Source organism: Piscinibacter sp. XHJ-5, from assembly GCF_029855045.1.
In the GTDB taxonomy this organism is placed as follows: domain Bacteria; phylum Pseudomonadota; class Gammaproteobacteria; order Burkholderiales; family Burkholderiaceae_C; genus Albitalea.
In genome coordinates, this window is the sequence record NZ_CP123228.1 from 5006961 (window position 1) to 5019716 (window position 12756).

General features: G+C 67.5%; 11 protein-coding genes. 4 read left to right on the top strand and 7 right to left on the bottom strand.

Annotation, left to right across the window (positions count from 1 at the left end; all coding sequences use genetic code 11):
- Positions 1-13: 13 nt before the first annotated feature.
- Both P7V53_RS23520 and P7V53_RS23525 read right to left on the bottom strand, forming a co-directional pair.
- A complete protein-coding gene (locus P7V53_RS23520) occupies positions 14-1960 on the bottom strand; it encodes an aconitase family protein (RefSeq protein WP_280151929.1) in 1947 nt (648 codons plus the stop codon).
- A 272-nt stretch (positions 1961-2232) separates the two neighbouring features.
- Positions 2233-3132 (bottom strand): LysR family transcriptional regulator, encoded by a 900-nt coding sequence (locus P7V53_RS23525; protein WP_280151930.1) that lies wholly within the window; start codon positions 3130-3132, stop codon positions 2233-2235.
- Positions 3133-3283: 151 nt separating this feature from the next.
- Here P7V53_RS23525 and rraA point away from each other — a divergent pair, with 151 nt between their 5' ends.
- Both rraA and P7V53_RS23535 read left to right on the top strand, forming a co-directional pair.
- Positions 3284-3865 (top strand): ribonuclease E activity regulator RraA, encoded by a 582-nt coding sequence (rraA, locus tag P7V53_RS23530; RefSeq protein ID WP_280151931.1) that lies wholly within the window; start codon positions 3284-3286, stop codon positions 3863-3865.
- A gap of 38 nt (positions 3866-3903) precedes the next feature.
- A complete protein-coding gene (locus tag P7V53_RS23535; protein WP_280151932.1) occupies positions 3904-4575 on the top strand; it encodes a glutathione S-transferase family protein in 672 nt (223 codons plus the stop codon).
- Between the two features lie 27 nt (positions 4576-4602).
- Here the strand turns inward: P7V53_RS23535 and P7V53_RS23540 are convergent, their stop codons facing one another.
- Positions 4603-5214: a TetR family transcriptional regulator gene (locus P7V53_RS23540; protein WP_280151933.1), complete on the bottom strand. Its 612-nt coding sequence runs from the start codon at positions 5212-5214 to the stop codon at positions 4603-4605.
- A 136-nt stretch (positions 5215-5350) separates the two neighbouring features.
- Between P7V53_RS23540 and P7V53_RS23545 the strand changes: the two genes are divergently transcribed.
- Complete coding sequence (locus P7V53_RS23545) at positions 5351-6352, top strand: NADP-dependent oxidoreductase (protein WP_280156595.1); 1002 nt, start codon at positions 5351-5353, stop codon at positions 6350-6352.
- A gap of 35 nt (positions 6353-6387) precedes the next feature.
- On the top strand, positions 6388-7041 hold the full coding sequence (locus tag P7V53_RS23550) for an alpha/beta hydrolase (protein WP_280151934.1): 654 nt from the start codon (positions 6388-6390) through the stop codon (positions 7039-7041).
- Between the two features lie 178 nt (positions 7042-7219).
- On the opposite strand, the gene P7V53_RS23555 is transcribed toward P7V53_RS23550, so the two are convergent.
- The 4 genes from P7V53_RS23555 to P7V53_RS23570 form a co-directional block, all read right to left on the bottom strand.
- The gene (locus P7V53_RS23555) at positions 7220-9748 is read right to left on the bottom strand and encodes a winged helix-turn-helix domain-containing protein (RefSeq protein WP_280151935.1); all 2529 of its coding nucleotides are present in this window, start codon (positions 9746-9748) and stop codon (positions 7220-7222) included.
- 241 nt (positions 9749-9989) lie between these two features.
- Positions 9990-10454: an RNA polymerase-binding protein DksA gene (dksA, locus tag P7V53_RS23560; protein ID WP_348273487.1), complete on the bottom strand. Its 465-nt coding sequence runs from the start codon at positions 10452-10454 to the stop codon at positions 9990-9992.
- A 212-nt stretch (positions 10455-10666) separates the two neighbouring features.
- The gene (locus P7V53_RS23565; protein WP_280151936.1) at positions 10667-10984 is read right to left on the bottom strand and encodes a hypothetical protein; all 318 of its coding nucleotides are present in this window, start codon (positions 10982-10984) and stop codon (positions 10667-10669) included.
- A gap of 204 nt (positions 10985-11188) precedes the next feature.
- Positions 11189-12625 carry a serine/threonine-protein kinase gene (locus P7V53_RS23570; protein ID WP_280151937.1) on the bottom strand — a complete coding sequence of 479 codons (1437 nt, stop codon included), beginning with the start codon at positions 12623-12625 and terminating at the stop codon, positions 11189-11191.
- Positions 12626-12756 lie beyond the last annotated feature (131 nt).

Here is a 12756-nt window from a genome sequence, read left to right on the forward strand (position 1 = left end):
AGGTACGGCGGAATCAGGCCGCGTGGCGGCCGCGAAGCTCTTCGAACGAAACGATCTCGCCCACAATCGCGCTTGCGACCACCGTGGGCGGGCTGGCGAGCCAGACCTTGCCCGGGCCGGAACGGCCGGGGAAGTTGCGATTGATCGCGCTGATGGTCACCTGCTCGCTGTCGCTGGAGGCGCCGGGCCCGAAGTTGGCGCAGGCACCGCAAGACGGCTGCAGGATCTCGGCGCCGACCGCCTCGAAGGTCTGGAGGTATCCCTGTTGGATGCAGTAGTCGCGAACCGCCGTGGTCCCGAATTGCAGATACAGCTTGACGCCGGGTTTCACACGCAGGTCGTGCGCCACGGCCCACGCCAGTACCTCGTGATAGCGGTCGAAGTCCTCGCGCTTGCCGGCAGTGCACGAACCGCCGTAGGCGATGTTGATCTCGGGGCGGGTGTCGAGTGAGCTGAGTGCCACGCCATTGCCTGGATCGCCCGGGCTGGCGACGATGGGGCTCAGGTTCGAGCAGTCGACGCGGATGGTCTCGGCGTAGTCTGCACCGGGGTCGCTGCACATCCACGGCTCGAGGGTGACTTCGATGCCGCGTCGCTCGCGCAAGAAGCGCACGGTTTCCGCGTCGGGCGCCACGATGCCGGTGAAGCCGCCGAGTTCGGCCGTCATGTTGGTGAGCGTCGCCCGCTCATCGGTGGACATCAGTGCGACCACGTCGCCGGCGAACTCGAACACCTTGCCCACGCCGGCACCCGCCTTGATGCGAGGGGTTGCCAGCAAGTGCAACACGATGTCCTTGGCGGTGACGCCGGCGGGCACGCGACCGGTGAGCTCGATGCGCAGGGAACGAGGAATGGTGATGCGCACAGCACCTGTGACCAGCGAATTGGCGAGTTCCGTGCTGCCCACCCCGAAGGCGATGCAGCCCAGCGCACCGCTGTGCGTCGTGTGCGAGTCCGTGCCGACGACCACTTGCCCGGGGAGCGCGTGCAACTCGGTCAGGATCGGGTGCGAGATGCCTTCGCTGCCTTCCCCGCCCGGAAGCGCACCATGGCCGCGCAGCCCGTAGTCGGCCACGAATCGTCGGTGCTCGGCGACGAAGTGGTTCATGGCCGGAATCAGCCCCCGGCTGATGTGCGCGGGACTGCGATGGATATAGGACATGTGGTCCTCGAACGCGAGAATCCCCTGCGGCTCATGCAGCGTCAGGGGGCGGCCGAAGGCGCTGTGCAGCATGTGGGCGCACATGCCGGTGTAAGCCTCATGCATGAAGCGCCAGTCGGCGCGCACGAAGGCACCCGCACCAGGGTGTAGTTGGGTGGCGTCGGCGTCCAGCGTAGCGACCAGATGCCGCGCCAGGATCTTGTCGGCGAGCGTGCGGGGATACGAGTCCTTCGAGCTACTGGGCATGATGTGCCGCATGCGCTCGCGGCCATACCGCAGCAACCCGCCATGGCGCAGGATCGCGGCGGCAAGCGCGTCGCGCGAGGCGACCAGTTCCTCCAGGTCGATGGCATCGCCGCTCTGCAGCCGCTCGACGAGGCTGAAGTCCGTGGAGGTGAACAGGCCGATGTTGTCGGCGTTCTGGCGGTAGATGCGCTCGAAGCTTTCCGCAATGACCAGCCGGATGCCCGCGGACCGCTCCGCGAGCGGGCTGTGCTCGCGTGACGAGCCCTTGCCATAGCGCTTGCCTGCGACGGTGACCGAGAAGCCCCCGTTCTTCACCGCGTCGATGCCGATCGGATTGCGGCCGCCTGCAGCGAAGCCCAGGTAGGGAACACGTCCGAGCCGGTCGTCCCACACCGTCAGCACATGTACCGGCGTGATCTCGTCAGTGGAGACGTCATCCCTCAGCGCGCCGGCGTCCACGAGCGCGAAGTCCTCCCCTGCCAACTGCCGCTCGATGATCTGCGGGTTGTTGCTGAGAAAGAGAATGCGGCCCGAGAAGTCGATGAGTGCCATGAGGGGGTCTCCTTGACAGGCACTCTAGGTGGGCCGGGCCGCAATCGGCAGTGCTGATGCGGCAATCGGGCTATCGCCGCCGGCGATATTGCGGCCAGGGCCTGTTAACGCTTGGGAGGCCTCGCGTGACTCAGCAAAGCGCCGCCCGCAAGGCGCGAAGCGCAGCCGTAGCGGTGTCTACGGGGAGCATTCGCAACGCGGCGGGCGCCGCTTTGCTGAGATCACCCGCAAGGCCGGTGCCGGCGCGAGGCCTCCCATAGCGTTAACAGGCCCTAATCAGGCCCCGGCATTCCCAATGTGGCCAGAAGCGCTTCGACTGCGCGAAGGCGTGACGACTTGCGCAACGCATAGACGCGCAGCGATCGATCCCTCCACGGCTCGTCGAGCGGCCGTCGAACGAAGCGCTTGGTGCCCGCGTAGGCCGACACTGCGCTGGACGGCATGATCGCGATCCCCAGGCCGACTTCGATCATGCGACAGCCAGCGTCGTAGCTCGCGACGCCCACCGGTTGGTAGATCGTCAGGTGCAGGCCCTCGGCCTTCTCCTGCAGGAAAGTGTCGAGCGCGCCGCCCACCGACATGCCGATCAGCGGGAACTTCACCACGTCGGTGAAGCGAAGCTTCCGCTGCTGTGCCAGCGGATGCTTGGGTGGCAAGACGACAATCAGCGGGTCATCGGCGAAATGCCAGGACTCGATGCCGCGCGGGGTTTCCGCGACGGCCGCACCAACGCCGACGTCCGCCCGGTCGTCGAGGCAGGCCCTCAGAATCTCGCTCGTCGAACGTTCTTGAAGTGCGATCTCCACTTCTGGGTAAGCGGCTCGAAACGCTTGCAGCTTCTCCGGCAGGAAGCCGACCACCGAGGACGGATTGGCAAACAATCGGACCGTACCCGCCACGACGCCGCTCAGCGAGCGGACTTCCCGAACGAAGGCCTCGATGTCCGCGTTAAGACGCTGGCCCAAGGCATGGGCTCTCGCGCCAGCCTCGGTCAACTGCACTCCCATTGGCGATCGCGACAGCAGTGGCACGCCCAACGAATGCTCGAGATCGGCCATGCGACGGCTGAGTGCCGACTGAGCAATGTGCTCCGTTTCCGCAGCTCGCTTGATCGAACCCTCACGAACGACCGCGAGGAAGAGTTGCAGACTGACCGGGTCGATGCGATGCACGGGGCTCCTCTCGGGCCGAGTTGGCTCCGCATAGTCTAGGGCGCCGAAGTGCTATCGCGGCCAGGCATGCGGCGCCGCCATCGCGGCATGGCATGCGGGCTATGCAGCGATGGGTGATCCACGAACCTCGCCGGGCATCTACCATCGCGCGATGAGCTTCAAGACCACCGATCTTTGCGACGCCTCTGCAGAGGTGCATGTATGCGAACTGCCATTCGTCGGCTTCGGTCGGCGCAGGGCTTTTGCGGGCAGCATCCGCACCGCTCGTTATCGTGATGGCATCAGTGTGTTGCGGGACATGATCAACCAGCCGGGCCACGGCCAGGTGCTCGTCATCGATGGCGCCGGTCTGGAATGGCGCGCGCTGTTCGGAGATGTGATGGCGAGGCTCGCAGTCCGCAACGGCTGGGCCGGCGTTGTTGTGCATGGCCAGATACGGGACCGCGCAGAGCTCGACACGATGGACATCGGCGTGAAGGCACTGGGCACCGCACCCCGCCGCGCGGACATCGGCGGCCTGGGGGAAGCCGACGTTACGGTGGCGTTCGGAGGCGTCACGTTCATGCCTGGGCAACGCCTTGTGGCGGATGAGGACGGGGTTGTCGTGCTTCCGATCGGCGTCGTCGAAAGTGACATCGACATCGCGAACAGCTTGGCCGCGACCGCAGCGTATGTTTCTGCGAAGGCTTCGACCTCGGCTGGTCCAACACCATCGCCAGACGCCTCGGCCTGACTCGGCCTATCTCCGTTGATCGCGAGGTGGCTGACGCCATGATCCAGCTCTATCACTGCGTGAGTGCCCGCTCGTTTCGGGGCCTTTGGGCCCTCGAGGAACTGGGCCTGCCCTACGAGTTGGTCATGCTTGCTTTCCCGCCTCGGCAACACGCCCGGCACTTTCTCGCGCTGAACCCGTTGGGCACCATCCCGCTCCTGGTTCACGGCGATACCCGGATGACCGAATCGGCGGCGATCTGCCAGTATCTCTGCTCGTTGAAGCGACCCACCCCGATGCAGGTCGAGCCCGCCGAGCCGGAGTACGGCAGCTACCTCAACATGCTGCATTTCGGAGAAGCCACGCTGACCTTTCCCCAAACGCTGGTGCTGCGTTACTCGCGTTTCGAACCGGAAGAGCGACGTCAGCCTGTCGTGGCAGAGGACTATGCCAAGTGGTTCCTGGCGCGTCTGCGGACATTGGAAGTGCGGCTGGCGGAAGAGGACTACCTGTGCGCTGGGCGCTTCACTGCAGCGGATGTATCCGTCGGCTACGCGCTCATGCTCGCGAATTATCTTGACCTCTCCTCGCGCTTTACACCGGCGGTAGCGGCCTACTGGGAGCGGCTCCAAGAGCGGCAAGCCTTCAAGCGGGCGCTCGATGCGCAGAGGAATGCGGCGCTCAAGCAAGGGGTCTCGATCCTGCCTGCGCCGCAGGCCGTACCCGGCTGATTTGGCAAGGCGATTCTCATTGACCGTTCAGCCCGCGCTTCTCCTGCGCGGCGCGGCCTTCGTGGCCTGTTTCGGCCGCAGCGACTCGAGGATCGCGGCGCGGCCGGCGGCGAGGAATTCATCGGCGAGTGCCGAATCGTCCGGGCAGGCCCGCGACAGGACGAGCGCACCCACTGCGTGCGCCAGCGTGTCGAGAATCCAGGATCGCGCCTGGGCAGCGTCAGCGGCAGCTGACGCGCCGTTCTTGCGAATCAGCGTTGCCACCAGATTCTCGACACCGTCCGCAAACGCGACCCGGACCAACTCCGACTGCCGTGCGGCGTCGGCCCCGAGTGCGGCCATCGTGCAGCCGGTGGAGCGCGCGTCCCGGTGCTCGCGTGACAGATAGTGTTCGACGAACTCCGAGGCACCCACCCCTTCGGACAGCGCGGTGGTCTGCGCGATGCCGCAGGCCATCGCTTCCGCCATCAGATCGGCCTTGGAGCCGAAGTGCTTGTAGAAGCCGCCGTGGGTGAAGCCCGCTGCAGCCATCAGATCGGCAACGCCGATCCCGTCGAAGCCGCGCTCGCGAAACAGCTCGGACGCCGTCTCGACGACATGGGCCCGATTGGCCTGCGCCTGTGCCTTGGTGACTTTCATGTCTGTCTGCGCTACCGGGGTGCTCGTCCTGTTGGTCGGACTATACATTGATGTCGAACATCATCAAAGCTTGACTTTTAAGATGATGCTCGTCATCATTGTGCCCATCGCACTCGCCGCAGCCGCACGGACCCCCATGAAAGCACTCACCTTCAAACGTTATGGCAAGTCACCCGAGATCGGCTTTGCCGAGGTGCCACGCCCCACCCTGAAGGCCGACGAACTGCTGGTCCGGGTTCACGCGGCGAGCGTGAACCCGATCGACAACATGATTCCGACCGGCATCTTCAAGGCCGTCGTGAAGTTCGAGCTGCCGGCCACGATGGGCAGCGATCTGGCCGGTGTGGTGACGGAAGTCGGCAGTCAGGTGACCCGGTTCAAGGTCGGCGACGCGGTCTTCGCCAGCATCTTCGACCAGGGCACGGGTTCGATCGCCGAGTTCGCGGTGGTCCGCGAAAGCGCCGCCGCGTTGAAACCGGCGAACCTGGACTTCGTCCAGGCGGCATCGATCCCGATGGTCGGGTTGACCTCGTGGCAGGCGCTGAAGGAGCGCATCGGTCTGCGCTCGGGGCAGAAGGTGTTCATCCCGGCGGGCTCCGGCGGTATCGGCACGTTCGCCATCCAGTTGGCCAAGGTCCTGGGCGCCAGGGTCGGCACGACCACCAGCACGGGCAATGTCGACCTGGTGCGCAGCCTGGGCGCCGACGAGGTCGTCGACTACAAGAAGCAGGAATTCGAGGCGGTGCTGCGCGGCTACGACGCGGTGCTGGGCACCGTCAGGGGTGACACGATCGAGAAGTCCATCGGCATCCTCAATGCGCGTGGCCGGATCGTCTCGCTGGTCGGGCCGCTGGACGTCGCATTCGCTCGCGCTCGCCGGCTCAACGTCGTGCTGAGGTTCGTGTTCGCGCTGATGAGCCGCAAGATCATGCGCCTGACGAAAAAGAGCGACGTCGACTACTCCTTCCTGTTTGCCCGCCCCGACGGCGATCAGCTCGCCCAGATCGGCAAGCTCCTCGAGACGCAGCGCATCCGGCCGGTGATCGACAAGGTGTTTCCCTTCGAGCAGGCCAAGGAGGCACTGGAGTACCTCGCCCTGGGGCGCTCCAAGGGCAAGGTCGTCGTGCAGATGCGATAGCTGACGAACCGACCTGGCCGGTCGAGCACGTGATCGTGTTCGACAACCGGGGTGTCGGTGCGTCCACGGGAGCGCCGGCCAACTCGATCGAGCAGATGGCGGACGACGCCATCACCTTCATCACGGCGAGGGGCTTCGCGCAGGTCGACCTGTTCGGCTTCTCGATGGGCGGAATGATCGCGCAGGAGATCGCGCTGAAGGAACCGCGGCTCGTCCGCAAGATGATCCTGGCCGGAACCGGCCCGGCCGGGGGCGAAGGCATCAGCGCGGTGGCCGGCGTCGCGAACTTCGACCTGATGCGGGGGCCTCGTCACCGGCCAGGACCCGAAGCAGTACCTGTTCTTCACCCGCACGCCGGCCGGCATCGAAGCCGGCAAGGCGTTCCTGGCGCGGCTCAACGAGCGTTCTGGAGGCCGCGACAAGGACATCGCCGTGCGTGCCTACGTGGCGCAGCTTCAGGCGCTCGGCGCGTGGGGCCGGAAGAGGCCCGTCGACTCTCGGTGATCAGGCAGCAGGTGCTCGTGGTCAATGGCGACGACGACCGGATGGTCCCGACACCCAACTCGCGCGATCTTGCGCTGCGGCTGCCGAACAGCAGCCTGGTCATCTATCCCGATGCGGGCCACGGCGGCGTTTTCCAGTACCACGCCGATTTCGTACCCAGGGCGCTGCGGTTCCTCGCGCGCTGATGCCTGCAACTCACTGACGGCCGGAATGCCTGCGGACGTTGTTGCTCTTCGAGCAGCGCTCCGACTCGGACCGCGACAAGCCCGCGAAGCATTCCAGCGTCTCCTGGGCCACTTCGCCCTGGAGGCGCGCGACGATGTCGCCCAGGGCTGCGAGCTGGGACCCACGAGCCGATCCAGTTCAGAGTTGCTGCACCAGCCGCTCGAACTCCTGGTCCCCGAGCAATGCGCCCTCGGCGAGCCAGGCGTCGATCTGCGCGCGCGTGGCGGTCGCTTCGAGCAGGGCCATCGCGTGCGCGCACGCGCGCCGCTCCGGGAGCATCCGCTTGCCGCCGTTGCGTGCCAGGTCGGCGTCGCCGGCGCCGATCATGCGGGCCGCGGCCGCGGCGTTTCCGCGGCACACCGCGACGAGCGCGATGGCCGGCGCATAGTCGCTGCGGGTGCCGGTGTGCTGCAGCAGGGGCAGCAGTTCGAGCGCCTTCTGGCGCGCCGCGTCGAGGCTGCCGATCTCGGCCAGCGCCATCACGCACGGACCCAGCACCCAGCACATGCGGAAGGCGTCGCGGCGCTGGCGGCGGCCCTGCTCGGCGAGCGCGGCGAAGCGCTCGGCCGCCTCGTGGTGGCGTTCCCGCAGAAGGCTGTCCAACGCCAGGTGCATGCGCAGCACGAAGGCGGTGCGACCATCGGGGTCGCCGCCGGCGCACACGCGGTCCAGCAGCGCCTGCACCTCGGCACGGCGGTCCGGCACCTCGTCGGCGAGGTGGTCGGCACGGATCACGACGTGCAGCCGCATCGCAGCGATCCACGTGGGGATGCGCGCCGGGTCGAGGGTGTCGTACTCGGCCAGCGCCGCACGCACCGCGGTCACGTCGCCGCGGAATGAGGCAGGCATCGCGGCCACGACCGCGGCATACGCCTGGCGGGCCGGATCGTCGAGCGGGCGCAGCGCCGCCGGGACCGCCAGCGGCGGCATGCTGTCGCCGACCCTGGCCAGGCGCATGCTGCGCAGGCTCCACATCAACTGCGCATAGTCCTGCAGGGCGTGCTCCTTCGGCGACAGCGATGCACCGCGTGCCCGCCGCGCCAGCGCCTGCCGCCAGCGCTCGCACTCGTACACCGACGGCAGCAGGTAGTAGTGCGGCGCCGTGTGCGCGAGCAGCGCCACCGCGGTGGCGGCGTCGCCTGCATCGCCCAGCGCCCACGACAGTGCCGCACGCAGGTTGTCGAGCTCGGCGCCACGCGTTGCCAGCAGCGCGTCCTCGCTGGCGGTGCCGGCAAACAGGGCGTCGGCGGTGCGTCGGAAGTGGGCCGCGTAGTACTCGGCGTGGCGACGCGTCAGGGACTCGGTCTCGCCGGCTGCAGCGAGCTTTTCCAGAGCGAAGGCGCGCGCGCTTTCGAGCAGCCGGTAGCGCGGGGGGTCGGCACCGTCGGCGACCACCAGCGACTTGTCGACGAGTGCCGACAGGCAGTCGAGCACAGCCCATTCGTCGAGCCGCTCGTCGGCGGCGACCCGCTGCACAGCCTCGAAGGTGCAGCCGCCCGAGAACAAGCCGAGCCGGCGGAACACCGCGCGCTCGTCATCGTCGAGCAGCTGGTGGCTCCAGTCGAGCGCGGCACGAAGCGTCTGGTGGCGGCGCAGCGCGAAACGCGAGCCGGCGGTGAGCATGCGCAGCCTCGCCTCCAGGCGCTCGCGCACGCCCTGGACGCCGAGCGCCGGCACCCGGGCGGCCGCCAGCTCGATGGCCAGTGCCAGTCCGTCGAGCTGGCGGCAGATGTCGGCCACCGCCGCGGCCTGCTGCGACTCGAGCATGAAACGCGGGTCGAGCGCGCGCACACGCTCGACGAACAGCCTCACCCCGCCGAACGCCAGGGCGCCCGCCGCGTCGAGGGGCTCGCCCTCGGCCGGCACGCCGAGCGGCCCGAGCCGGTACTGCTGCTCGCCGGGCACGTGCAGCGGTTCCTGGCTGGTGACGAGCAGGTGAACCTGGGGTGTGCGTGTGAGCAGCGCCTGCGCGAGCAGGCTGACCCCTTCCAGCAGGTGCTCGCAGTTGTCGAGCAGCAGCAACAGGCGCCGCGCCTGCAGCTGGGCGACCAGCTCCTCGAGCGGCGCACGCTGGCCGCGCAGCCCCAGCCCGAGCGCCTGCGCCACCGCCGAAGGCAGCAGCGTCGGGTCGGCGAGCGCCGCCAGCTCGACCAGCCACACGCCTTCGAGATGGTCGTCGGAGAGCCGCCGCGCCGCGGCCTGGGCGAGGCGCGTCTTGCCGATGCCGCCGGCGCCGACCACGGTGACGAGGCGATGGGCCCGCGCCAACTCGCACACCAGCGCAAGGTCGTCGTCGCGGCCGTACAGCGGCTCGTGCTCGACCCCCAGGTTGGTGGGACTGCATGGCTCGGGCAGCGCCGCGGCGGCACCGTCCACGCGCGCAGCGAAGCGGTAGCCGCGCCCGGGCACGGTCGCGATCACGTCGGCACCCAGCAACTTGCGCAGGTTGGCGATCTGCACCTGCAGGTTGGCCTCCTCGACCACGAGGCCCGGCCAGACGCGGTCGAGCAGCTCGTTCTTCGTCAACAGGTGGTCGGGCTGCGCCGCGAGTGCGATCAGCAGGTCGAGCGCGCGGGCCCCGAGCACCGCCGGCTTGCCATCGACGAGCAACCGGCGCTCGGCCGGCTGAAGCTCGAACCGGCCGCCAGGGCCAAACCGCAGCGGCATCGCTGAGGGCGGGTGGGGTGTCGGCGCGGGGGAGTGCACGGCCGGACTTCTTCTTGGTCACCGCGACAGCCGCGGCGGGCCCGCGCAGGTTAGCACCTCTGCCGCGGCGTGGCACCCCGGGTGCTGCGCCGGGCGAGCCTGTCGACACTTGCGCGGTTCCTTGCGCTGGCCGGGAAGATGCACGCCGTCGGCGCGCAAATCTGCCCTCGTTGGGGACTCATGGAACGCTGCCGCAAGCCGCTCATGCGCCGAACATGCGTTGGCGCGCCTCGCGACGCTCCTGAGCCTCGACGGTGCAGCTGGCGGTGGGCCTCGCGAGCAGTCGGGCGATGCCGATGGGGTCGCCGGTTTCCTCGCACCAGCCATAGTCACCGGCGTCGATGCGAGAGATGGCCTGTGCCACCGACGTGAGAAGCTTTCGCTCGCGTTCGCGCGTGCACTGCTCGAGATTGTGCTCTTCCTCGATCGTTGCCCGATCGGCCGGGTCGGCGAAGACGGTGACTTCGTCGCGCAGTTCGTCTGTCGCCTGCTGGGCATGCGCGAGGATCTCGGCGCGCATCGACTCAAGCTTCGCGCGGAAGAACGCCAGCTGCGCGTCGGACATGTAGTCGCTCTCCGGCATGGCGAGGAGCTGCTGCTCCGTCAGCTTGCTGAGGGACTTCGGCGAATCGTTCGGCTTGGCACGATCCAGGAGTGCGGCGCTCATGGGATCCTCGAGGTGTTCCACCTGTTTCTCCCGAGCGTACTCCTCCACCATCACGCGCGCTCACCATGCGATCACAAGGCCAGCACTTGATCACGGTCCGCAGCACTTCGTTCGCCGTGGCAAAAACGAGTCAGCGGTGTCGCGTGTGGAGCATGCCACCCGGCGGTGACGCGCGGCGCAGGGGCGCGCGTTCGGGGCTCTCGGCGAACGGACTACGACGCCATGAAGAGCCGGGTCGCCATGCGCTCGATCTCATCATGAGTCAAGCCTGTGCGCGCGAGGAACTTGGTCTTTCTTCCATCGGGCTCGCGCCAGACGACCACCCTGTACGACTCCCTGCAGGAGCCGCCAGGAAGGATGGCCCTTGGCGCCCCGCCCGGCGCGCCGCCTGCCGGCAGGTGGTCCACTTCGACCCCGCGGCGGCCCGTTGCGTGGATGACGACCCGCAGAGCGATCGGCACGTCTTGGCCATGGTGAGTGCCACCGACGAACTTCATGGATCCGATCTCTGGCACGGCAATGCCATGCATGGAGACTTGGCGCCTGGGTGAATGAGGTTCTCCAACTGCGGAACCGGCGAGGATCATCCGGCTGCAACGAGTCTCCGTCTACCCAGGCGTGATGGAAAGCACCCGAACACAGGGCGACGATTTCCCTTCCCAAGAACTACAAGACTCCGGCGAACCTCATCTCAGCATCCCGGCAGCAACCGATGCCCATGGATGCTCACTCCCTCATCGGCCAAGCTCGAGCTGCAGGCGAGCTTCGTCCTCAGCACGCAATTGGCGGCACTGCTCGTGTTGTTGCAACAGCGGCTCGCCGCAGGCGCGTCGAACACACACGGCCTTCATGACGAAGTTCTTGGTGGCACACGAATCCAGTGTGCTTGCCTTGGCCACCGATATCGGTCTCGGCGCCACCTCCTGTGGTCGTTCCTTTGGCTGCCGCACGGACACAGTCGCTCGCGGCGTCGACGTGGGAACGGTGGCCCTGGCGGTCACCGCCTGGATCGGGGAGGGGCCGCCGCTGGTGGCGGCGGGCGTGCGAACGATCTCCTCCTCGCTGGCCACGGATGCCGGCTTGCCGAAGTGCCCCATCAAGAGAACGGCCGGTGCCAAGGCAAGCGCTGCGATCGCGATCACCTTGCCGAAAACCGCCTTGCGCTCGACGAGCACCCGCGCGCCTCGGGCAGGTGGCGCGCCGGCCCCCTGCAGCGCATCGGCGTGCGTGTCTGACGTCACGGGCTGTGGCTGCGTCGATGGGAAGCGTCCCGGGCTGGTGGCTTGCGGGAGCGGCACTGACAGTTCTCCGTTCAGTGCGCGGCGCAGCGCCATCACGCTCTGCGGACGATCCTGCGGGTTGACGGCGAGTGCCCAATCGATGACCCGCAAGAACGAAGGCGTCACGGCTTGGTATGCGGCTGCCATGTCAGGCGCCGAGAGCAGCGGAGTCGCGCCATGCATGGCACGCACCACCGAAGGCAATGGGGCTTCGCCCTTCAGCATGAAGTAGACGACTGCCCCGAGCGCATAGAGATCCGTCCAGGGACCTTGTGGCATTCCAGCCGTGTCGGCGTATTGCTCGACGGGTGCGAAGTTCGGCTTGATGATGGCGGTGAGGCCGAGCGCCGCATCGCCGGCGACACGCCGGGCAGATCCGAAGTCGAGCAGAATCGGTCGCCCGTCGGGAAGGATCAAGATGTTGTCGGGCGAGATGTCGCGGTGGTAGATGCGCTGCGCGTGCAGTACCTCCAGCGCACCCAGCAGCGAATGGATGAGCTTCTGCAGCCAGACCTCGTCCGGCGCGCGGCCCATCTCTGCCCGCAACTCCTTCAAGGTTCTGCCGTCGTAGTAGGGCATCGCCATGTAGGCGGTGCCGTTTTCCTTCCAGAATCGGTGGACCTTCACCAGCGAGGGATGGTCCAGGCTCGCGAGCAGCCGCGCTTCGTTGAGGAACGAGCGCAGGCCGACGTCGAAGGATGCCGTGTCCGTTGTGGCACGTAGCCGCAACATCAACCCGTCATCGCGGGTGACGAGGGCATGTGGTGCGTACTCCTTGATGGCCACCTTCCGCATCAGCGAGTGGTCCAGTGCCAGGTACACGATGCCGAAGCCGCCAGTCCCGAGCACTTGCTGGAGCTCGAATTCGCCCACCCGCGTGCCGGGGGGCATGGCGCATGAGGCCATCGCCGACGCGGGGCCAAGCGGACCGACCGTATTTACAACTGCTGACACTCGGCGAGGTTATCGCGAGCGGCCATGGGCCGGGCCCCCTTCTGTGGACCGCGCTGTGACGTGTTCAC